A 22,948-nucleotide genomic window follows, 5' to 3' on the forward strand; every position below is an offset into this window, starting at 1 on the left:
TGATCTGGAAAAAGGTCAGAAATCAGTTGTCCAATATTAATTATTCTAACGACCCGGGACGGAAAGGAGGATTTCATGAAGAAAACCAGTCAATTAAAACAATTGATTCACTCACGAAATCTGGAGTTTTTAATGGAAGCCCATAACGGATTGTCAGCAAAAATTGTTGAAGAAGCTGGATTTAAAGGAATTTGGGCCAGCGGGTTATCCATATCGGCGGCTATGGGTGTAAGGGATAACAATGAAGCTTCCTGGACACAGGTTCTGGAGGTTTTGGAATTCATGAGTGACGCTGCATCAATTCCAATTTTGCTTGACGGGGATACAGGATTTGGAAACTTCAACAACTCCCGGCGCTTGGTAAAAAAACTGGAACAGCGCCAAATTGCCGGGGTGTGTATCGAAGATAAATTATTCCCAAAGACCAACTCCTTCCTGAATTCCAAAATCCAACCACTGGCTGATATCAATGAATTTTGCGGAAAAATCAAAGCGATGAAAGATACACAGACGGATGAAGACTTTATCGTTGTCGCCAGAGTAGAAGCATTTATTGCGGGATTGGGTCTTAAAGAAGCTCTGCGGCGGGCAGATGCTTATCGACAGGCGGGGGCTGACGCCATTCTCATTCACAGCAAACGTACAGATATTGCAGAAATTGAATCGTTTGTCAAAGAATGGGAACAAAGATTGCCCGTCGTGATTGTGCCTACCAAATATTATTCCACTCCGACAAGCCGGTTTCAAAAGCTGGGGATTAATCTCGTTATTTGGGCAAACCACAATTTGAGAGCATCCATTGACGCCATGAAAAAGATATCCGAACAGATTTTCCGGGAGAAAAGCCTTGTCCGGGCAGAGAAAAAAGTCGCGACTCTGGAAGAGGTATTCCGCCTTCAAAGAGTCGATGAATTGCTTGAAGCTGAACGAAAGTATCTTCCTTCGACCGGAACAAATTCGGATGATTACCCATGATCAATACCAGAATATTTGGAAAGGAATTGGAAAAATTAGGGTTTCGGTTTTACAGCGGAGTTCCATGCTCCTTTTTAAAAGGTTTAATCAATTATGCAATCAACGAATGCAATTACGTGGCAGCAGTGAATGAAGGGGATGCGATCGCTATTGCATCCGGTGCCTGTTTAGGAGGGGAAAAATCGGTCGTCCTCATGCAGAATTCGGGTCTAGCCAACGCCGTTTCGCCACTCACATCTCTTAACGCTCCGTTTCGAATTCCACTGCTTGGCTTTGTCAGTCTCCGGGGAGAACCGGGTCTTTCCGATGAACCTCAACATGAACTGATGGGCTTGATCACAATCAGACTGCTGGATTTGATGCAAATTCCCTGGGATTATTTATCCGATGATATGGAGGAAAACAAGCGAAAACTGATTCGGGCCAATCATCATATTGAACACAACCGTCCCTTTTTTTTCGTCGTCAAAAAAGGAACTTTCGATCAGGTTTTTTTATACAAACGACAATCCCGCATTCATCCCAATCAGGTCAAAGTACAGGGCAGCATGGAAGACCAGTTTCCCTCACGGCTTGAGGCTTTGGCAGTCATCAATTCTTTGAAAGACAGCCAAACGGTTCAACTTGCCACAACCGGAAAAACGGGACGAGAATTATATGAAATTGAAGACGCCGAAAACAATTTATATATGGTTGGTTCTATGGGCTGTATCAGCTCTTTGGGGCTTGGTTTGTCACTCGCTCAAAAGAACAAGGATATTGTCGTGATTGACGGGGACGGTTCCTTGCTTATGCGTATGGGAAACCTGGCAACAATCGGATATTATCATCCGCCCAATATGATCCATATTTTGCTGGACAACAATTGCTATGATTCAACGGGGGGACAGAACACCGTATCCCATAACACCAACTTTGTGGATATTGCCGCTTCCTGTGGTTACACACGATCTGTTTATATCCACCATTTAAAAGAATTGGAGATTTTCCTCAAAGATTGGAAGAAAAGAAAAGGGCTGACTTTTTTGTATATGAAAATATCCAGAAACTCCAAGGGGAATCCCGGCCGTCCAAACATCAAACCCCACGAAGTGAAAAAACGACTACAACGTTTTTTAAAGAAAACAAGGAAGGGAGAACTTGATGAAGGACATTAAAAGGATGATTTTGCTCAATCCAGGCCCGGCGACTACGACAAACAGCGTGAAACTGGCACAGGTTGTACCCGATATTTGTCCCCGGGAACCGGAATTCGGCCAATTGATGGAAAATATCTCCACGGAACTGACGCGCTTTGTTGCCAATCCCGGGCATTACACAACGGTTTTGTTCGGTGGATCTGGCACCGCGGCTGTAGAATCCATGATCAGCTCCATTGCGGATCATAATAAGATGGTGATTATCAATAACGGAGCATATGGCAAACGGATGTGCGAGATTGCAAAAACCTACGGGTTGAATTATTCCGAATTTACCAGTTCCCCCTGTGACGCCATTGATTTGGATGCTTTGGAAAGATTTATCAAAGCTTCGGGCCAAACCTTCTCTCATCTTGCTGTTGTACATCATGAAACGACCACCGGACTGTTAAACGATATCCGGGCCATTGGAGAATTATGCAAACGATACCGGATTGATATGATTGTCGATGCCATGAGTTCATTTGCAGCCATTCCAATTGATATGGAGAAAATAAATATCAGTTTTCTGGCATCCAGTTCCAACAAAAATCTTCAGGGAATGGCCGGAGTTTCTTTTGTCATAGCGGAAAAAAACAAATTGGAACGTTTAAAACACAGGAAAGCAAGAAATTATTATCTCAATCTGTATGCCCAGTACCGTTTTTTTTCAATGAACAGGCAATTCCGGTTTACGCCACCCGTTCAAACCCTTTATGCTCTCAGTCAGGCAATTGAAGAGTTAAAACAGGAAGGAATCAACAACCGATACAAAAGGTATGCCAAATGCTGGAAAACGTTGGTTGCGGGAATTGCCCGACTCGGACTGACGTATGTCGTTCCCGAATCCTGTCATTCCAAACTTGTAACTGCCATTGTCGAACCGGATCATGCCCAATACAATTTCCAGGAAATGCATGATTATTTTTATGCAAGAGGCATTACCATTTATCCGGGCAAGCTGGATCAGTTGAATACCTTCCGAATTGCAAATATCGGGGATATCACCTGTAAGGATATCGAAAGATTTCTGGAATTGCTGGGCAGCTATCTTCGAGGTATCGGTGAATCCCAAAGAAAGGTGGGAAGTTAATGAAAAATCAACATGCCACCCGAAACAAATGGCTGAAATACAAGTTTATGAAAACCAAACGGTTATTGCCTTACCTCCCGGAAACGAGAATCATGACACGAGCATCTTTTTGGAATCTTCTCGGAAAATACCGGCATATCCTCATCAAACCAATAAGAGGCAGTCGTGGCAAAGGAATTATTCAAGTTTCGGCGATCGGAAACAATCAATATGGAATACATTTTGAAAACAGAAGAATTACCATCCGAGGAAAAGAAAATACTTATCGGTACCTAAAAAGAAAAATCAAATCCAGCAAGTATCGGACCCAATCCGGGTATATCGTTCAACGCAGAATCCCTCGCCCAACTGTTAACGGTCGCCCTTTTGACATCCGTGCCATCGTACAACGCCCGAAATCATTCAAATCATGGGTCGTTACCGGGAAAATTGCGAAAATTGCAGGCAAAGGTTACATCGTATCAAATATTTCCAGGAGTAATGGTACGGTTATGCCCCTGGAAATCGCCATCAAAAAGTCCTCTCTCAAAAAACCTTCCATAAAAATATTAATATCCAAAGTGAACAAAGTCGCAATACTTACCGCCAGAAGACTGGAATCCTTTTTCAAAGGTCATCGAATTTACGGATTGGACATCGTACTGGATCAAAACGGTCATGTATGGATCATTGAAGCAAATCTGTTCCCGATTTTGTCCCATTTTCGCAAACTGAAAGACAAAACGATGTACCGCCGGATCATGGCCTACAAAGCAGGAAGAAAAATCAAATGAAAATTGCCTTTAGCCTTGTACCCAAACCAGACTCTGTATCAATTCTTCCGGACATCCTGCATCCGACTCCTCCCTCTCCCCTTGACCCTGGTAATCATAAAAACCGGTTTCCCTTTCCAAAAGGTTATCCGATCTTCGAACATCGATGTCTTACCGATCCTGTTTTGTCCAATAAACAAAGCAAATTTTGCAACAACAAGACTTTTTGTCTGTTTACTTCCCAACATGATAAAAAATGTTGATCAAAGTTCAACCAGAAAAATTGCATACAACCAAACAAAATTATATTATGTTTATGTATTAACTAGACAAACAAGGAGTTTGTTTATATGAAGGATTTGGTAGAACTGTTTTGGACAGCTTCCGTGGAAGAGCTGAAGCGCGGATATGTCTGTAATGAAGAACAGGAAGAATATGTTTGCCTGGTTTGCGGTGAGCGATTTCAGAAAGGGGTGATCTACGAAAGAGACCATACTTGCTATGAAGCCGAAAAATTTACCAGGCTCCATATCGTTGACCAGCATTCTTCGATGTTCGAGTATTTACTAAACCTGGATAAAAAATGGACGGGTTTGACCGATTTGCAAAAGAAACTGTTGCGTTACTTTTATCAGGGGTACAGTGATAAAGAAATCGTGAAAGAGCTGGATGGCGGCAGCACCTCAACCATCAGGAATCACCGGTTCACCCTGAGGGAGAAAATGAAACAGGCCAAAATCTTTCTGGCTCTGATGGAACTGTCGGAAGAAAAAAACAGTCTTCCGTCCAGATTTATCCACGTTCCGCGTTCCGCTACCCGGCTTGACCAGCGCTACGCGATCACCGAAAAAGAAAACAGGGAAATTCTGGCAGCCTATTTCAAAGAAGGGTTGAACGGCCCCCTGTCCGAATTTCCCAAAAAAGAGAAACGAAAAATTGCTATTTTAAACCATCTGATCAGGAAATTTGAAACCAGCCGCAAATATACGGAAGCGGAAGTCAATAACATATTGAAAGAGATTTATCCCGACTATGTCACTTTGCGGCGGTACCTGATTGAATATGGCTTTATGGACAGATATCCGGACGGAAGCAAATACTGGGTCAAAATTTGAAGCGGCTGTTTATCAACGCTGTACATGAGGATCACTGCATTTCGCTTACAGCACGATTGATTGGCTGGATAGAAAGGCATTACCCACTTTCTCAAGTGGTTCTGCCATCCTGTTCAGCCTTTTATTTCTGTGTTGAAAGCAATTTTGTTTTTGATGATGGTATTATTATAAGCCCGATTTTTCCAGATGGATCATTTCATAGAAATTAACGTGATCCAATGCATTGGAACTGAAAAGCCGTTCTACTCGCCTTACTTTTTGATGCAATACCTTTACCTTTTCAACTTGGTTTTGTTCAATCCTTGTTTATTTGATTCAATACCTGTCCACACTTTCCGATTTCGTACCGCCAATCTTTCGCCCTTTTCCCCATCCATTCCAAGGAACACCAAACAATATACCCAAATGTCTCGCCAATTGGAACCTCCTGCGAGGCGATTCCCTGCCCGTCACAAATAAATAGACGGGCGGAAAACCGGCAATATAAGAAAGTTGTGCAATATCTTCCGTAAGATTTATGTAAAAATATCGTATGAATGAAATTTCCAGTGGCTCTTTTCATGATCCCTTGACACCTCCAGATCCCAACAAGGGATTTTTACCGTATGGCCATTTTGTGTCTCAATGTGAATCCACCGGTGCTGAATCCTTTTCGCATCAAAGGATATCCGGATTCCCTCCTCCCGCTCCGTCTGCTCATACACCACATACAGGTATTTTTTTTGCAAGCCTTCCAAAAACGCCTCAACTTCCGGTTTTGTCCCTTCAACGCTTACTTTAATCATGATGGTTCCTCCTTTTTCTGATATTCCACACTTTACAGATGCAATCCCAAAAAATGAAAACGAAAGGTTGATGTTTTGTTTGGAAATAGTATATAATCAAGAGCAAATAGTTGCAAATTTAAAAATAATCTTTATATTTTATGATTTATTTGTAATATTCCCAGTCAGGTACTAAATATCTATATAAATTTCCTCAATATTTGGTGTGTGGAACTAAATAATTGAAAAAATCCCCCCAAAAATCTGCAAATGACCTAGAAAAAATTTTTGAGGTGAACCTGATGAGTGATGTCAGAGTTGATCGTGTCGCATTTGGCAAATTTATTCGTCAACAAAGAAAGGAAAGGAACCTTCGTCAAAAAGACCTGGTAGACGACTTTCTGACGCAGCCTGTATTGAGCACCATCGAAAACGGAAAAGGACAGGTCAGCGAAAAAAAATTAAGATACGTGCTCAAGAAGCTCGGAATAGAAAAAGATTTATCCCACTTTTATGCCAAGGATGAGGAAGAAGATAAAGAGGAAAAAAACGAAGAATTGCAATTGAGGCTGATCGCGATCGAAAACATCATCGATCTTGTCAGTCCCGACCTCGGACTGGAGCAACTCCGGGAACTTGGAATCGCGGAGGACAATCCCCTCTCCGTATCGGTCCACTACCTGAAAGGCAAATGCTACATCGGGAAAAAGAAGTGGAAAAAAGCGCACAGGCATTTTTTTGACGTGATATACCTGATTGAGCAAAAATATCCAAACATGGCGGTGACCAACTTGAAATCGGCCAGTTACAGCGAACTGAGCTTTATTGAATATGCCCAGAATCATTATGCCCAAGCGCTGAGGTACGCCCAGCAGGCGCTGGAATGTTTTCTGGAAGACGGAAAAAGAAAATATTGCAAAGAGATCATCCTTGTAAGCAAAGCCATTTACCTGGAGAAATTAAACCGCCTCGAGGATGCACAAAATACACTGAATCAATTGGAAAATGTCCATAACTGCAAGGCCCGGAGCCTGCACACAAGCTGTATCAGCAAAGAAGCCAGTCTCAATATGTACGATATCCGTTCCTCTATTCTGGCCAAAACGAAAATGCATTCCCAGGCCATCAAATATGCTCTAAAAGGAATCGAACTGGCCCGGATTGACAAGATGACGGACCGTCTGTTTGAACTTTGGGTCACATTGGGCAGCATCTATATGGAAAATGATCAGCTGAACCTCGCTTTTATCTGCTTGGATACGGCACTCAAGCTGGAAAAGAAAGTGAGCAGCCAGGCGCTGTTAGCTTATGTATACATACAATTGGGAATTTTGCACGAAAAACGGAAGCAAACAGGCAAAGCACATCAATTGGCATTGGAAGCAATCAAATTATGCAGGAACTCCAACAATGCCTATCGCGAGTGTGAATCCCTGATCCTGCTGGGCAATTGTTATTTCCAACAGAACCAGAACGATCAAGCTTTCCAGACCATGAAGAGTGCTTTGGAAATCGCCAAAAAACATTCATTTACCGACTTGCGCAACAAACTTAATTTAATTATCGGGACCCGTCTGAACAAATTGGGGGACCCCCATGCACACACTTTTGTGCTCGACTTTCTTCACTCCTATGTGAAAACCATTGAAGGAGGTGATGAAGAGATGCCGGTAAACATTCGTGCTGCCGGGGAACCCCCCAATACGTAAACCGTTTGTGTTTTTAAATCATCCCCAGTCCCTGGACTGGGGATGATTTTTTAAATTAGATCAAAGAATTGTTTTTATTTCCTCTAATATAAGGAGGAAAGGAGTGATAACACGATCCCCCGCTTTTCATTGGAGGTCAATAACATGAGCAAACTAACCGATTACTGCCAGTTTGAACATACTTGGCCTATTTACGAAATAACGGGACTTGATAATCAAATAGAACGTATCCTGTCGGTTTTAGCGATTTCCGTTTGACCGGAAAGAAGTGGAGAAAAAATTTGAGGAAGCTTTGGAATCTGAAAATCCATTTACGGATTTTGTTATTCGCCATCCGGAGGATAAAAATATTTTTTTGTTGTACAGATTTTAGTGCTCCTGATTATGAGTATGTCATTATACGGGGAAAAAAAGAAAATAAAAAAACAGATTCAGAAAGTGTTTGTCGAAGAACGGATGCGTACTTCTGCAAGAAAGTATCCCGAAGGATTTGATATCAACAAGTATTTTAAGGATAGGATTGAAACAAAACATACCAAGATTGATGCCATTATAATGGACAAGAATCTCGACTTACAATGGTTTGGCATCAATGAGGATAATCAGGATTAAAGGAAATAATCCGGAGCAAATACAGTAAGATGATATTTTGGACAGAGGTGACGGAAAATCACCCCTGTCCTTTTTATATCAGTAAAGAACAAAATTTTATCATTGTGAAAGTGCTAAAACGCAAAACCTGATCTTAATCAAATTTCGATCCGGATGAACTAGGATTTAGATATAAAAACAAAGGAGAACAACCGATTATGACAAAAGCTGTCTTTCATCTGAAATCGTTAACCTGTCCTTCATGTATGCAAAAAATTGAAACAGCCCTGATGAAAATAACGGATGCCTGTTCAGCCAAAGTATTTTTCAACTCCGGCAAAGTAAGGGCGGAGTTTGATGAATCGTCCCTCCAGGCTGAAGAATTGGAAAAAGCAATTACCAGATTGGGTTACCCGGTAAAGTCCGTGAAATTGTCCCAATCATGAAAACTGTTTACTTTAACCAAATTATTTGGTTAAAGTTACAAAGGAGAAAAGCGACACGGCCACTGCGCCCTTGATTTCCCGATTCATTTTACTTTTCTCCATATTTACATTCTCAGCCGATACATGAAGTCCGCTCCGAATATTATGAATATGATGCCAAATAAATTTTCCCATTATCTGATTGCAGAAAAACTGCGAGGTAATTTTTTGGAGAATTGATGAAAAACGAATTGCGAACAATGCCCCGTTTTTTTCCACAACAGGGATGCCCGCAAATCCGTTTTTCACTGTATAAACAAACAGCTTACCCCTTTTGTGCTGTACCAGCCCGTTCTTTCAATTGCTGAAACCGATCGCTTCCCAAAACAGATTTCTCCACTTCGCTTAATACTTTCCCGATGCTTTCATGAATAACCAGTTCAGCCAAATAATCCAGTGGAGTGGAAGACTTGTTGATTATCATTACTTTCGACCCCGTCTCATGCGCAATTTCCACCAGTCCGGCAAAGGGATAAACCTGCAGTGAGGTGCCCAGTACAACTACAGTATCTGCCCGTTCCACTTCCTGGATCGCTGAGGGCCAGGCGACTGAATCAAGCGGTTCCCCGAACAGGACAATGGGCGGACGCAATGGAGCCTTGCAATGTTCATCAGTACAATAATAGGTTCCTTCACGATAGGAAACAGCCGGATACTCTTTGCCGCAGCGGGAACAGACCAGATAGCGCATATGCCCGTGGATCTCGATCACTTTCCGATTTCCCGCCTGTTGGTGGAAACCGTCAATATTCTGGGTCAGAACCGCTTTCAGGATCCCTTCTTTCTCCAGTTCGGCGAGCACATGATGACCAATATTGGGATGAAATTTCAATAAATCTTCAATCCGCATTTGATAGAATTCAAAAAAATCATCCGTTCCGATCGCCTGGGGAGTGGCAATCTCATTCGGATCTTTGCCACACCAAAGTCCACCCTGGGAACGAAAATCGGGAAGCCCGCTTTCCGTTGACATTCCCGCCCCCGTCAGGGCAACGAGATAATTGGAGTCCCGGATCAGCCGAATCAGCTCTTTCATCAGATTTCTCCCCCTTTCAAAGATTTATGTAAACAGCACCCTTCTCCAATGCCATTCCGGAGACAGCGTAACAAATGAAAGCAAAGTTTCCATTCTTCTTCGGGAATTTCGCGACAACAGTTTCACAAGCAATAACGTGGACTTCTTTTTCCAGCTGGGGAATCAGTTCTATTTTTTATTATAACATATAGATTTATGATAACTTTTTCACTTCAATCTCTTTGAATAAACAAGCTTTCATCGAATGAATCCGCTGAATCACATAAATAAAATTATTTGCTAAAAAGCCTGTTACTGGTTCTATGATTATCTTCATATTCAAATTTTCTTCCTGAAAATTACTTAACACGTTTGCCTCTTTCATCTTCAGATAACATAAATAACAAGGAGATTATTTATTATCAATATATAGATATTTTTCAATATAATATATTGTTTTTATATTTAAATAAATATATTATATAATTAAATGATAATCTAAATTTAAAAGGCTTATTCCGAACTTTGGAACTGCTGTTAAAAACCAACTCTTAATATACCTGCAGTAAGGAGGCATCCATTGCGATATAAAAACAAGACCGTTATCAAGTCGATGGAGATTGAACTTATTTTTAACACATGACCACCTGAATCTTCAGGAAATAGCTGAGTTTGCCAATCCCAAAAACTTCCGCCTATCGAATGACTGGATCATTAACTGAAATGGGTTTTCCGACCAGGGATGAAGAAGGTAAATACTCTCTCGGCCTATTGTTTCCCCATTTTGGCCAGTTAGTAGCAGGGATCAGTATCGTTGGCCCGGAGTCCCGTTTTCAGAAAGACGGCTGTCGATATTGACCGAAAAAGTAAAGGATGCAGCTAATTAAAATTTCATTTGCACTCCGATGGCAAGGCCGAGAACAATAACCGAACTAACTGGAACTAACTGGACACAAAGCCTGAAATGGAGGTGAAAGGGTGCCTGGTCACACATCTGTTGAACTGACCCCGCTTGGGGATACTGCTGTTATGGTTCAGTTAGGACAAACAATTAATCCTGAAACCCACCTGAAAGTCAAAAAACTGGCAATTTATCTGGATCAAAACCCGATTCCGGGAATGGTGGAATACGTCCCCGCGTTTACTACCATCGCGGTATATTACGATCCCTTAAAAACCTCTTATAAAAAAATCTGTTCCATATTGGAACTGATTGTTTCAAGATCAGAAGATTTAACAGATCCCAAACCGCGAACTGTCGAAATTCCTGTATGCTACGCAGAAGAATTTGGCCCTGATCTCGAATTTGTTGCAAAATATAACGGACTGACGCCCGATCAGGTAATAGATATTCACTCCAGCAACGAATACTTGATGTATATGATTGGATTTGCCCCAGGTTTTCCCTATCTGGGTGGCATATCCAAACACATTGCAACGCCACGACGAAAGTTCCCCCGTCTCTCCATTCCAGCCGGATCTGTCGGAATTGCCGGTTCACAAACTGGTGTATACCCAATCAGTACTCCAGGTGGATGGCAAATAATCGGTCGAACACCACTTGATCTTTTCCGACCTAATGAAAATCCCCCTTGTCTGTTACAAGTAGGAGATCTTGTGAAGTTTCGGCCAATATGCCGGGAAGAGTACGATGCCTGGAAGGAGAATGCTCAGTGAGCATAAAGGTCATCCGGGCAGGAATGCTCACTTCCATTCAAGATCTTGGCAGATATGGAATGCAAAAACACGGAATTATCGTGAGTGGTGCCATGGATCCTTTCGCTTTGCGAGTCGGGAACCTTTTGGTCGGAAACGAAGAAAGAGAAGCGGCTCTCGAAATAACAATGCTGGGGCCGACACTTCAGTTTCTCGAAGATTCATTAATTGCAATTTGCGGTGGGAATTTGTCCCCGAAAATTGACGGACATAAAATCCCTGGATGGCGTCCCATTCTGGTGAAAAAGGGAAGTATTCTGGAATTCGGTGCAGCGAGATCAGGTTGTCGCGCTTATCTGACACTGGCCGGTGGATTTGATATCCCGCAGGTAATGGGAAGCCGCAGCACTTATCTTCGTGCCGGGCTTGGCGGTTTCCAGGGGCGAGCCTTAAAAAAAGGAGATATTCTGAATCTCAGGGCACCTTCAGAACTGGCAAACAAAATGAAAGATTCTCTTTCTAAAACGACAGGAGTCCAGTTATTTTCTACCAGCAAATGGTCTGTAAGTAATCGCCTTCTTTCCTTTTACCAAAAAAAGACGATCATTCGTGTATTACCAGGCAACCAATTTTACCGTTTTACATGGGACAGCAGGAAAAAATTTTTCACAAGGGATTTTTTCATTACACAACAATCTGATCGCATGGGATATCAGCTGAAAGGGCCGCAAACAAGATTATCAGAACCGCTGGAACTTGTATCGGAAGCAGTATCAACCGGCACGGTGCAAATACCACCTGCTGGCAATCCGATTATTTTGATGGCAGACCGTCAAACAACAGGTGGTTACCCGAAAATAGCCCAGATAATCAATGTTGATATCCCAATTTTAGCTCAAATAAAACCTGGCGAAAAAATACGTTTTCAAATGGTTACACTGGAAGAATCTCAAGAGTTATATCGTACACGGGAAGTTGAAATCCGAAAATTAAAACTGGCTATTGCATCAAAAGTACAAAGATAATTTCAACTATTCCTGGAGGAATCGTTATGTTTCAAGTAGATTTGAACTGTGACCTGGGAGAAAGTTTTGGAGCTTATAGAATCGGCTTTGATGATGAAATTCTGAATTTTGTGACCTCGGCAAACATTGCTTGCGGCTTTCACGCCGGAGACCCGTTAACAATGCGCAAGACTGTCAGACTCGCCCTGGAAAAAAGCGTTGCGATCGGTGCCCACCCCGGACTGCCAGATCTGGCCGGTTTTGGACGACGGAACATGGATATTTCACCGGAAGAAATATATGACATTGTTATCTATCAAATTGGAGCCTTATACGGATTTGTAAAAGCAGAGGGTGGAACGATGCAGCATGTAAAACCACACGGCGCTTTATACAATATGGCTGCTAAAAGCCCTCAAATATCCGGTGCGATTGCAAAAGCAGTCTACAATGTAGACCCTCAGTTGATTCTGTTTGGTTTGTCCGGAAGTGAATTGGTAAAAGCCGGAGAATCAATCGGGCTTCGTACGGCAAATGAAGTTTTTGCCGATCGAACTTATCAACAGGACGGTACTTTAACTTCACGCCGTCAATCTGATGCTTTAATCACCGATTGCAAGAAAGCAGCCGAACAGGTCATCCGAATAGTTAAAGAAGGAAAAGTACTGACCCGGCAAAAGACAGAGATAACAATCCAGGCTGATACTGTTTGTATCCATGGTGACAGTCCCCATGCCCTGGTGTTCGCCCGTCAAATACAAGAACTCCTTGCAACTTCGGGAGTAAAAATCAGACCTGTTAAAAATGGATGAAACTATCCGGAAATGAAAGGAGAAAAAGTTTGGAGAAAAAACTGAACCGGAGTTTACTGCTTGGAGCCGCGTTTCTCATGGCAACATCAGCCACAGGTCCTGGATTTCTTACCCAGACCACCGTATTTACATCACAATTTGCTGCAAACTTTGGATTTGCAATCCTTACATCAGTTATCCTTGATATCGGTGTCCAGATGAATATTTGGCGAATTATTGCGGTTTCGGAAAAACGGGCACAAGACATTGCCAATATCATCTTGCCTGGACTGGGATATTTTCTTGCCTTGCTGATTATTTTTGGCGGCCTCGCCTTTAATATCGGGAACATAGCAGGTGCCGGCCTTGGATTTGATGTGTTGTTCGGGATTGACGCAAAAATTGGTGCAATTGCAAGCGGGATGATTGCAATCGGGATCTTCCTGTCCAAAGAAGCTGGCAGAGCGATGGACCGTTTTACTCAAGTTCTTGGCTTCGTTATGATCAGTCTTACTTTATATGTAGCATTGAAATCTGCACCACCTGTTGGAGAGGCAATAATCAGAACCTTTTATCCGGTTGTAACAGAAACAGAGCGAACTGAATTTTTTATGGCGATTGTTACTTTAGTTGGCGGAACCGTAGGTGGATATATAACATTTGCAGGCGGTCATCGCTTACTGGATGCCGGAGTCAAAGGTCCTGATTCACTGCCGCAGGTTACGAAAAGTGCTGTATCAGGCATCTTGATTACGACGATTATGCGAACAGTTTTGTTTTTGGCAATTCTTGGTGTGGTAGCTGCCGGATTCTCCCTGGACGTAACGAATCCACCTGCCTCTGTATTCAAACTGGCGGCAGGCGATATCGGATACAAGCTGTTTGGGATCGTCATGTGGGCGGCTGCGATTACATCTGTTGTCGGGTCTGCCTATACATTCGTATCATTTATACAAACTTTCAGTAACCGGCTGAATAAAAATCACAAATGGATCACTATTGGATTTATTGTTGTGTCAACAGGCATATTCATTTTAACCGGTCGTCCTGTCAAAACCCTGATTTTAGCAGGTGCCTTGAACGGGCTGATTCTTCCGGTTGCCTTAAGTATTTTGCTGATTGCTGCCCATAACAGAAAAATTGTCAATCATTACAAACACCCCATTTGGTTAACGGTATTTGGAGCGTTGGTTGTTACAGTCATGTCTTACTTAAGCATATATATGCTTATCGCGGAAATTCCAAAGTTGTTCATGTAAAATCAGGGTTCAATTTCTTAACACCTGCGGGGGATAGAGAAAAGAACCTTGAATAAATAAAACCTGAAGAAATTGGCCGTCTTCCGGCAGAATAAATTGATCAAACCCGGTTCCGGAATGACAACAAGTTATACACAGGCAATCCAGTCATCTTAAAAGAAGCTTGCCTTGAATTCGAAACCTTGATTCGCCTGACTATGGCGATCCTGCCATCGTCAAACTACCGGGCTTGCGAAATAACCCTCAGGCTGTAGCCATACCTGCAAAACCGGACCTGACGATTATACATTCTCCGCGGCATATGTTTATACTGACCTGAGAAAAGAACCGTTTCAAGTATTGCAGGACTTAAACTTTACAGGAATTTTGATTTAAAAGTGTTGCTTTTTTTCTCTGACCAAAGAAAGACCAAGGTATTGTTTCTACCTTGGTCTCCTTTGCCGGAGTCCTAAAACCGCAACAAAAAAGACCGATACAGATCGATCTTCTGGTAAGTAACGATTGGCATATTTCTATGTAACTAAAAGCCTGTTAAATTTTACTTGATGTTCCTTTCCTGAATAACAGGGAAGTGTTTCAAATCATGGCACCTCTCCCAAGAATGGTAAATATTTACCTCTCCAGTGATTTCCTTCAGCAGTTTGGTCGCTTTGCCAAGTTTATATGGATAATCGGGAAGCCGTGAAGAAAGCAACAATCCAATGCATGGGCCACTATGCGTCACGATTACCCCCAATGCCCTTATCCTTTCACAGATGTCCAGTACTTTGGGAAGGGTGCGTTTAACAAGAAGTTTCTGATTCAGCTGGGCGCTTCGGGTAGAGATTCGGCCCACACGCACATAATCTTTTTTATGAATGGCTAACACAATCTCATCGAGCAGTCGCTGATACTCAAGCTTGTCTCTTAGGGTGAACGGTTTTTTTCTTTGGTTGAAACTTAAAGTATCAATTGTTCCACCTTCATCAATGCCAACCACAGTCAAGTGCGGCAGCGTCCCAAGAAAGTCCCTGAGTTGTCCCGCTTTGTGGTAAAACGAAGTCACTCCGGGATACATTACTCCATCAGACGGTTCGATCTCCGCCAAAAAGCGTTGGATATCTTCCTCCCTAATCCCGAGATTGTAACAATTGTCAATGGCCCGGGCACATGCAACCAAATCGGCAGAAGAACTGGCCAATCCTTTTCCGACAGGAATCATACTGTTTACGGTGATTCTTCCTCCCGTCGGAAGCTTGTACCATGACAGGATTTTAGATGCCAGATCGCGTGTCTTGGTTTTGTGCGAGGGGATCACCTCAATGGAATCCCTTCCGGGGTCTGGTACAAAAGTTACATGCGAATACCGGGTGATCGGGAACGACACCAGGAAATCCAGGTCATTATCCGGCAAAACTCCTTGCAAAAGTTCACCGAACGTTCCAAACGACTGCCCGATCCCTGCCTGCGCAATCTGAACATTTTTACCCACTTGTTGTTTACCTTCCTTTAACTTTGTAGCAAAGAAGAAGCAGAGACTGATACTTTTGAAAACAGCCGCCAGCCTTTTGGAATCAGGGAAGGCATGAGGATCAGACAGTAACCAAAAAACAGCAACTTTCTTTATTCCCCCAATGAATGTACCATCTCCCGAACGATCTTGCCAACTGGCAACCCCCTTTTTTCATTTGGCATATTGGAAAATCACCTATATAACTACATGAGAAGGTCCACTGAATCATGTCCAGAAAGGATTCATCCAGGTTATCGAAAAATCTTATAATAGATGAATTTATGATGTACCTTTCATTATCAATCAATTATTTCCCCTTTTATATCTTCCAAAAGAAGTTGAAACAAACTTTCCTGATATCCCGCTTGTCGCAAACGTCTCATTGTATTGGCGACTTCTACCAGCCTTGGATTTTTTATATTTTTAAGTTTTTTGATACGATATTCTTCCAGTTCCTGTTCCAGCCGGCATGCCCGGTAATCTTCAACGCCGAATCTCCACAAAATTACCCGATCCGGATAACGTTGAGCGAGTCGGTCAGCAATTAGTAAACCTTCCGGATCAAAGTCACCCGAATAATAAATGTATGTTCCATTACCGGCCAATTGGTCCAGAAGAATAAGACTGCATGTATTGACCTGGCCATGAGTACAAATTAACGGCGGATGGATTCCTTCTTTGATTAACTCTTCAAATAAAGCAGAGAATAATCCTGAGTTTTCAACCACAAATACCTTTCTTAATTCAGGATCAGCTGGTTCTGCCTTTCTTATTTTAACCATCTCTTTCAAGGGAATATTGAGTACACAACGGTCTTCAATCGCCGCTTCCCATACTGCAAGCGGCCGGTTTTTGTAATCCCGGGCAAGCAATCCTGTCGTTGAGACAAAATTAAGAATATCATCCCGTAACAGTCCAAAAGAATGAAACAACAGATTAATTTCTTCCGCCGGTGTCAGTTTAAAACGAGATTCTTCCCCCTGGTAACTCCCTTTTCCAACAATTCGTAAAGCATTAAATAACATTTTTCCTCTGATGGTGTGCATATCAAAACCATGTGGGTTTCCCGTTATTCGTTCTGCGAAAAAGGGGAAACGCTCCAACTTTTCAACTGGCACATTTCCATTTGAACCCCTTTTCTTTTCCAGTTCAACCAAAGCGTTCCCTACAACCAACATATCTGCAGCCAAATGATCTTGCTGTCGCTCGTATAACTGGTGAATGAACCGAGTTTCTGTGGATTGACTCATAATTGAACAAATCCACATGGATACAAAAGAGGAAGAAAACTTTTCTTGAATATGTTGAAAAAAAAGCTGTTTTTTATTGTGATTTCTTGCTTTTAGCTCATGTTTACTTATTAATTTTTCACCAGCAAATCCTTCCAGCAACTTTAGGCAAGCAATGTCGGAAAATCGCGTATCTTTCAAGCGTTGTTCAAATTCTTTAATTAACACACGAATGTCCTGGCCGGGCTCAACTTCTTTTCGAAAAAAAGAAGAGAGCACAGCAGCCTCTTGTTTGGACAAGTTTGTTATTCTTACAGTTCCCCCGATTCGTCCTAAACTTCGATACTTTTTGATCATAAGCAGAAGAAGGCGGTGAAAGCCTTCTTCTGCTTGAAAAAAACGGACAGCCTCTTCCAATTTTTTGTCTTTTTCTTTCATAAGTTCTCCTTTTTTCTTCTTTTATTGAAAAGGAAGCAAATGACTTTCTGTTTTTCCCAATTCATCTGCATCAGGGTTAGACATTTCCAGACTGTTACCATTCCAGTGATAGCGCATCACCATCACAAACGTCGCGTTGTTAGGGCGAACAATTTCACAGATTGATAAACTCTTCACTGTATCATAATCACCCCATAAAGCCTGAGAGTTCATCACATAATTGAAACCTAACGTTTCTACTATATCAAACAAGTCGGCGATGTTGTTTTCATCTACTCCGGCAAACGCCTCATCCAAAGCGATAATCTTCGGGGCGTCCCTACTTGCGCTCGAGTATCGGGAATATGCCGCAGCAAACAGGGGAATGTACATCGCCATTGCTTTTTCGCCGCCGCTGTATTTTTCAAAAACGCGATTAGTCAACTCTTTACGCTTTTCATTTTCCTTTTTGGCATAAAGGACAAATTGGTACCAATCGCGATAATCCAACATCTTTTTAATTAATTGGTGAAAACTTTCCCCTCCGCCCTGCTCTCTTAATTGTTCTCTTGCCTGATTAATTTTCACTTGAAAATGGTTTCGGATTTTTGTAAGATCCTCATCTTTCAGGATGCGGGAATCACCACTAAGTAAATGAACGAGTTCTCTGGTATCCAATTCTGCCTCGATCCCCGCCGTTTTGGGTTTCCATTGCAGAGAAAACTTCAAACTGCTGGATGGGTTCCTCTCATCCATGATCCGGTTCATCTCTTCAATCCAATTTTCAGCGCGCGTAATTCTGGCCCGGATAATTCGCCCAATGCTGTTTAAAATAACTTCCTTGTAAAGCTCCTTATCTTTATTTTCAAGCAGCTGTTCTTGCTGTTCAGCTTTTTCACTGATTTTTTCCCGTCCTGTCGTCAAATCGATTCTCATTCCTTCATAGCTCATTGAAAAAACATCACGTTTTGCGCTTTTCTGCAATTCTTTCCACTGCAACTTTGCTTTTTCATATAACGTTTCATCTCGAAGTTGCTGCCAGATCTCTTCCGCCGATTTGGAGTATTCCAGTGTAGGGCTTAAACGAATATCGTACTCAAACAGATTGGATTGCTCTTCAAAACGCAGATTATCGAGCAATCTCTCCAAATTTCCCCTGTTCCGTCCTTCAGAAAATTCCTTGATGACCTGCTTAGCTTCTGAGATAAGCACTTCTTCGTCCTTCTCAGGACTCAATTGTTCTTTTGAACTTAAGCGGTTCTGTAAATTCTTTTCTTCTTTGAACACTTCCAACCATGAATAATAATAGAAACGATTCCAGGCCAGCTCCTGTTTCAACTTGTCCAATTCGTCCTCAGCCTTGGCCAGAGATAAATCAATCTTTTTACTTTGATCTTCAATGTTTTTCAGTTCCCGAGGAATTTCTTGATCCAGCCGGCGTGTATACAAACGGACTTTTTTCTGAATTTCTTCAAACCCCAACTTTTGCAAACGTTCTTGTATCTTCTGGATACGCAATTCCGCTTTACGGATCAGATGCTCCAGTTCATTCAGTTCGCCTTGCAAATCAAGCAAATGTTCCTCAGTCGCACTCAGCCGCTCCTGATAAAAATCTCTCTCCTGTACACAGGACAGAAATCTGTAATGGGACGATTTCAATTCCTCGAGGCATTCCAGATAATCTTCCATCCTGGCGTGTGCTTCTTGAAAAAGGTGAGGCCGAGGGTCCAAATCCCACCCTTCTTCATTTATTTTTTGCGTAATCCATTTTTTTTGGTGTTCCAGGTTGTAGAATGCTTCTTTTTGTTTCTGACTGTAATCGTCCAGTTCTATTTCTTTCGCCTTGACAGACTGCGATATTTGAACCCATGTATGGTGGGCCTCACTCAGATCCTGTTCCCCCGGAAAGGATTGATATTCGGTATCAATCCGACGGATTCTGTTCCGTAATTGCTCTTTTTCATCTGATAAAGCCTGTTCTTTTTCCTTTTCAGCATATAATTGGGTTGTTATCTTTTGAATCATCAGCTCCCTGTAACGCTGCCTCGACTCCTGGCCGATGTATATGGCATCCCCTTGCACAATCGCATGCCCTTTTACCAATCCATTTTGAAAATGTCCTTTGATCGTTACTGCTGTCCCTCCCGGCTCTATTTCTTCAATGCCGATACTTTGCAGAACCTGTTCAATGTCTTTTTCGGTTATGAACTGGTTTTTTGGCGGAGTTGGCTTTAAATATGCCGTCAGATTGGGGTTGGTATGGCCGGTTGGTACAAGAATCTGATCATGCTCGACAAACGAAGTATTATAACCAGACGGGAGAATCAGGGAATCCAAAATCCCCATCTGATTCAAGGCTGCCTCCAGTATATTTCTTTCCCTTTCCGTCACTTGTGGATGGAAATCGACTCCCTTGTAGAAAGGCAGGAACGGGATCTGCTTTGCTTTTAACATTTCTCTTGCACTGTCTGTCACCGTATGCCGGGTGGGTTCAGGATCTTCTTTTTGTTTCCAATCGCGTAATTCATCCTCCAATTTCAGGACTGTTTCACGTTGCTGACGAAGTTCATGGTCCAGACGATATAGCTCCTGTTGAACCTCCCCCCGAACCGTGTTCGTTTTTTTCCGAATGATCTCTTCCCATTCGTCTATTCTGGCTTCTGGATAATCCCATACTTTTTGTGAAATGGTTTGCAACTGCTCTTCATTCAGACAAATCTCCCGATTAGTATGATTCCAATAATAAACTGCATCAATATAGGATTTCTTTTCATCTTCCAGTACGCTTCTCCACTGTTGCTCCTGTACTATGAGATCATCCCACTCTTTTTTTCGCTTGCCAAGTTCAATCTGAATTTCTTCATAATTCTTTTCAACCCTCTTTAACTCTTCAAAGACTTGACAGATGGATTTTAATTTTTTCTGATACGCTTTTGCCTTCTTTCTCCAGTCAGTAAAGGAAAATTCCTGCTCCATTTGTCGCAAATAAAAGGATGCTTCCCCATCGTGGTGAAAAAAAGATGATTCTTCCGCAAGATTTTGCATTTCATTCAACTGCATTTCTATCTCTTTTTTTATTTGCAACTGTTTGATTTCCAATTGTTCAGCCTGCTTGGCAAATTGATACTCCTGTCGTTTCTTCTCACGGTAAGTATTCTCTTTTTGTTGCCAAGCCGATCGATTATTTTGCAATTCTATTTTGCAAGCACTCAGGTCCCGCTCGGCTTTATAAACATCATGATCTCTCAGTTCTTCAAGTTCTTCGCGAAGGACTTCACTTTCCTGCTGTAATTGTATGGATTCTTGCCCCAGATGGTGTTTTTGTTCCTGATCTTGATGAATCTGTTGTTGAAGAGTTTCATATTTCTTCTGGTTTCGTTTAAAGCTTTGCTGTGCCTTCACTGTTTGTTCGGCTTTCTCTCGCATAACAACCTGATTATAGCGCTTGTAATGTTTTATCAGGCGATCCAAAGAGCTTCTTTCTTTTACCAGTTGGTCCAACTGGCTCTGTATTTGATCAATTGCTTCAATCGATTCAGTAAGAGGTCTTAATTCTTCGTCCGTTAATGCAGGCAGTGCCCCGGTCAATATTTCATAGATAACAGTTGGTTTGAAATCCTTTGATAACTTAGGGCTACGAATCTGAATCAACAGCTTAATCAATTCTTCATATGCTTCAAGAGAAGGGAAACCAAATACATACCGATTCACCAATTCCATATATTCCTTCTGTGATTTAACAACAATACCGCCATTCTGCAATGCTTCTTCCAACTGCTTTCTGTTTAATGGAACTTTTTGTAATTTACCATCAGGGCCCCATTCTTCTTTATATAATTTCAAGTGGTGGCCAATCCGTTGGTTATTTTTGATGATAAATCCCCAAAAATCTACAGGACCATGTTTCTTGGCCCGCAAACCGATTCCGGTTGTCATATATTGTTCTAACCCGTCCCGAACATATTCCAGATACAAGTAACCAGTCCGTTCCTCTTGATTGTTGCACAGGAGATAGTCCTCGATCCTTCGAGATTTTGATCCAAACGGATCCAGGCGTTCCGGACTTTTTCTTCCATCCAGCAACAGTGGAAAAAAACTTTGCATTGTCACGGACTTTCCCGAACCGTTAGCTCCCCTGAGCAATAGCTTTCCGTCAGAAAACCGGAACTCTTCTTCATCATAAAACCAGTAATTAAACAAGCCTGCCCGATTTAATTTCCAGTTACTCATTTCGATCTCTCCTGAAATTACGCTGATGTTTTTCCCTGTAATCAGCCGGATAATCTCCTGTTATTCGTCCAATAGCGGGCAACAAGTAGATGATCGCCCGTTTGTCATCCACCCTGGCCATTTTCCAAATGCTTAAAAAGTGAAGCAACTCTTTCGCCGTTTTGCTCAAAGATTGTTTTTTATATTCCTTGCTCCATCCATAATCAAAACGTTCTTTACAACTTTGCAACCACTGTTCAAACTGTACGAAGGTAAGAATAATCCAGCCTCTGTCATTACGGTCTGTTTCTTCCGTCCTCAGCCGATGTCGAACCTCATCGGCAAATTGCAGACAAAGTGCGGTGATCATCTTTTCATCGGGAAACTGGTGGAACCTTGATCTTTGATCAATAATTGATGCCAAAGCTGATTTCTTGTATACCTCCAGAGAAAGTCCAGCCATCTTCTGAAAGTCTTCTGCAATACGATAGCGATAATTTTTTATATACAACCATTCTTCTCTGCTCATCTCGGATTCGTAAACAGCAGGAGACAGAAGAAGCCGCCGGTATACCAGATGACGTCTTCTGATCGAGTCATCATCTGTCAAGTCCGCTTTCAAGAGCTCGTCTTTAGTTGAAAACCGATACAAGTCCTTTGGATATGTTCTCATAAAATAACGCGACAAAACAGTTGGCTCATAAAGAGCCTCCGCTTCTTTCTCATCATGGGTAAATAACAGGTTATTACTATCAATGATGCGAATCATCTTCATCTCTTGCATCCATTTCAAAACACGAATTAAAGATTTACGATGGACGTAGTTTTCCCAATTCAGCCTTACATTCTCAGGAGCTGACAGTTTGAGTTCTTCACATAGTTGAGAGAGCAGGAACTGGTCATCTGCCGATTTGTTTTCCAAAAATGCAAGTACAGAACAAAGCAACACATAATCAAGCGGTTCATGAAACGCCTGGATTCCCATCCATTCTTCCGCTTGTGCAGGTATTTTTTCAAGTTTTATAAAATACCGGTGTACAATCAAACGGAAACCACACTTTTCACGCATAAAGTCTTTGATAACAGACTCCCTGTCCCGAATGATTGCGTATAATTCAGGATCATTTTCTTTTACGACCCAGAAGCGGGATAAAAGCACTTGTATCGCATGCTCAGCAATCTCATCCATCCATTTTTTATTCGTTGTCATCATA

General features: G+C 42.0%; 20 protein-coding genes. 13 read left to right on the top strand and 7 right to left on the bottom strand.

Going from position 1 to position 22,948, the window contains the following annotated elements:
* The first annotated feature begins 75 nt into the window (after nucleotides 1-75).
* The 5 genes from aepX to H2C83_RS05915 all read left to right on the top strand — a co-directional run bounded on the left by aepX (nucleotide 76) and on the right by H2C83_RS05915 (nucleotide 5,113).
* Nucleotides 76-975 carry a phosphoenolpyruvate mutase gene (gene aepX, locus H2C83_RS05895; RefSeq protein ID WP_181738736.1) on the top strand — a complete coding sequence of 300 codons (900 nt, stop codon included), beginning with the start codon at nucleotides 76-78 and terminating at the stop codon, nucleotides 973-975.
* Nucleotides 972-2,132, top strand: a complete 1,161-nt coding sequence (gene aepY / locus H2C83_RS05900) for a phosphonopyruvate decarboxylase (RefSeq protein ID WP_181738738.1) — start codon at nucleotides 972-974, stop codon at nucleotides 2,130-2,132. Before aepX ends, aepY begins: the two co-directional genes overlap by 4 nt.
* Complete coding sequence (locus H2C83_RS05905) at nucleotides 2,119-3,246, top strand: 2-aminoethylphosphonate aminotransferase (protein WP_181738844.1); 1,128 nt, start codon at nucleotides 2,119-2,121, stop codon at nucleotides 3,244-3,246. The genes aepY and H2C83_RS05905 overlap by 14 nt, the downstream gene beginning before the upstream one ends.
* Nucleotides 3,246-4,019, top strand: coding sequence for a YheC/YheD family protein (locus H2C83_RS05910; RefSeq protein ID WP_181738740.1), 774 nt, complete (start codon nucleotides 3,246-3,248; stop codon nucleotides 4,017-4,019). The genes H2C83_RS05905 and H2C83_RS05910 overlap by 1 nt, the downstream gene beginning before the upstream one ends.
* A gap of 329 nt (nucleotides 4,020-4,348) precedes the next feature.
* Nucleotides 4,349-5,113 (top strand): DUF2087 domain-containing protein, encoded by a 765-nt coding sequence (locus H2C83_RS05915; RefSeq protein ID WP_181738742.1) that lies wholly within the window; start codon nucleotides 4,349-4,351, stop codon nucleotides 5,111-5,113.
* A 515-nt stretch (nucleotides 5,114-5,628) separates the two neighbouring features.
* Here the strand turns inward: H2C83_RS05915 and H2C83_RS05920 are convergent.
* Complete coding sequence (locus H2C83_RS05920) at nucleotides 5,629-5,898, bottom strand: hypothetical protein (protein WP_181738744.1); 270 nt, start codon at nucleotides 5,896-5,898, stop codon at nucleotides 5,629-5,631.
* A 281-nt stretch (nucleotides 5,899-6,179) separates the two neighbouring features.
* Between H2C83_RS05920 and H2C83_RS05925 the strand changes: the two genes are divergently transcribed.
* The 3 genes from H2C83_RS05925 (at nucleotide 6,180) to H2C83_RS05935 (ending at nucleotide 8,623) form a co-directional block, all read left to right on the top strand.
* Nucleotides 6,180-7,586, top strand: coding sequence for a tetratricopeptide repeat protein (locus H2C83_RS05925; protein WP_181738746.1), 1,407 nt, complete (start codon nucleotides 6,180-6,182; stop codon nucleotides 7,584-7,586).
* 372 nt (nucleotides 7,587-7,958) lie between these two features.
* Nucleotides 7,959-8,198, top strand: coding sequence for a hypothetical protein (locus H2C83_RS05930; RefSeq protein ID WP_181738748.1), 240 nt, complete (start codon nucleotides 7,959-7,961; stop codon nucleotides 8,196-8,198).
* Nucleotides 8,199-8,395: 197 nt separating this feature from the next.
* Nucleotides 8,396-8,623 carry a heavy-metal-associated domain-containing protein gene (locus H2C83_RS05935; RefSeq protein ID WP_181738750.1) on the top strand — a complete coding sequence of 76 codons (228 nt, stop codon included), beginning with the start codon at nucleotides 8,396-8,398 and terminating at the stop codon, nucleotides 8,621-8,623.
* A 304-nt stretch (nucleotides 8,624-8,927) separates the two neighbouring features.
* Here H2C83_RS05935 and H2C83_RS05940 read toward each other — a convergent pair whose 3' ends face one another.
* Together H2C83_RS05940 and H2C83_RS05945 are read right to left on the bottom strand one after the other, a co-directional pair.
* Complete coding sequence (locus H2C83_RS05940; protein WP_181738752.1) at nucleotides 8,928-9,698, bottom strand: NAD-dependent protein deacylase; 771 nt, start codon at nucleotides 9,696-9,698, stop codon at nucleotides 8,928-8,930.
* Nucleotides 9,699-9,891: 193 nt separating this feature from the next.
* On the bottom strand, nucleotides 9,892-10,062 hold the full coding sequence (locus H2C83_RS05945) for a hypothetical protein (protein ID WP_181738754.1): 171 nt from the start codon (nucleotides 10,060-10,062) through the stop codon (nucleotides 9,892-9,894).
* A 287-nt stretch (nucleotides 10,063-10,349) separates the two neighbouring features.
* Here H2C83_RS05945 and H2C83_RS05950 point away from each other — a divergent pair, with 287 nt between their 5' ends.
* The 5 genes from H2C83_RS05950 (at nucleotide 10,350) to H2C83_RS05970 (ending at nucleotide 14,387) form a co-directional block, all read left to right on the top strand.
* The gene (locus H2C83_RS05950) at nucleotides 10,350-10,535 is read left to right on the top strand and encodes a hypothetical protein (protein WP_181738756.1); all 186 of its coding nucleotides are present in this window, start codon (nucleotides 10,350-10,352) and stop codon (nucleotides 10,533-10,535) included.
* A 120-nt stretch (nucleotides 10,536-10,655) separates the two neighbouring features.
* Nucleotides 10,656-11,354 (top strand): 5-oxoprolinase subunit PxpB, encoded by a 699-nt coding sequence (pxpB, locus tag H2C83_RS05955; RefSeq protein ID WP_312853856.1) that lies wholly within the window; start codon nucleotides 10,656-10,658, stop codon nucleotides 11,352-11,354.
* On the top strand, nucleotides 11,351-12,358 hold the full coding sequence (locus H2C83_RS05960) for a 5-oxoprolinase subunit C family protein (RefSeq protein ID WP_181738758.1): 1,008 nt from the start codon (nucleotides 11,351-11,353) through the stop codon (nucleotides 12,356-12,358). The genes pxpB and H2C83_RS05960 overlap by 4 nt, the downstream gene beginning before the upstream one ends.
* A gap of 26 nt (nucleotides 12,359-12,384) precedes the next feature.
* A complete protein-coding gene (locus H2C83_RS05965; RefSeq protein ID WP_181738760.1) occupies nucleotides 12,385-13,149 on the top strand; it encodes a LamB/YcsF family protein in 765 nt (254 codons plus the stop codon).
* Nucleotides 13,146-14,387: an NRAMP family divalent metal transporter gene (locus tag H2C83_RS05970; RefSeq protein WP_181738762.1), complete on the top strand. Its 1,242-nt coding sequence runs from the start codon at nucleotides 13,146-13,148 to the stop codon at nucleotides 14,385-14,387. Before H2C83_RS05965 ends, H2C83_RS05970 begins: the two co-directional genes overlap by 4 nt.
* A 538-nt stretch (nucleotides 14,388-14,925) precedes the next feature.
* Here the strand turns inward: H2C83_RS05970 and H2C83_RS05975 are convergent.
* The 4 genes from H2C83_RS05975 to H2C83_RS05990 form a co-directional block, all read right to left on the bottom strand.
* Nucleotides 14,926-15,858, bottom strand: a complete 933-nt coding sequence (locus H2C83_RS05975; RefSeq protein WP_181738764.1) for a GHMP family kinase ATP-binding protein — start codon at nucleotides 15,856-15,858, stop codon at nucleotides 14,926-14,928.
* Between the two features lie 320 nt (nucleotides 15,859-16,178).
* Nucleotides 16,179-17,546, bottom strand: coding sequence for a TIGR02679 family protein (locus H2C83_RS05980; protein WP_181738766.1), 1,368 nt, complete (start codon nucleotides 17,544-17,546; stop codon nucleotides 16,179-16,181).
* Between the two features lie 21 nt (nucleotides 17,547-17,567).
* The gene (locus H2C83_RS05985; protein ID WP_181738768.1) at nucleotides 17,568-21,755 is read right to left on the bottom strand and encodes a TIGR02680 family protein; all 4,188 of its coding nucleotides are present in this window, start codon (nucleotides 21,753-21,755) and stop codon (nucleotides 17,568-17,570) included.
* Nucleotides 21,748-22,947, bottom strand: a complete 1,200-nt coding sequence (locus H2C83_RS05990) for a TIGR02678 family protein (RefSeq protein ID WP_181738770.1) — start codon at nucleotides 22,945-22,947, stop codon at nucleotides 21,748-21,750. The genes H2C83_RS05985 and H2C83_RS05990 overlap by 8 nt, the downstream gene beginning before the upstream one ends.
* Nucleotide 22,948: the final 1 nt, after the last annotated feature.

Origin of the sequence: Thermoactinomyces mirandus, from assembly GCF_013868055.1 — a bacterium.
In the GTDB taxonomy this organism is placed as follows: domain Bacteria; phylum Bacillota; class Bacilli; order Thermoactinomycetales; family Thermoactinomycetaceae; genus Thermoactinomyces; species Thermoactinomyces mirandus.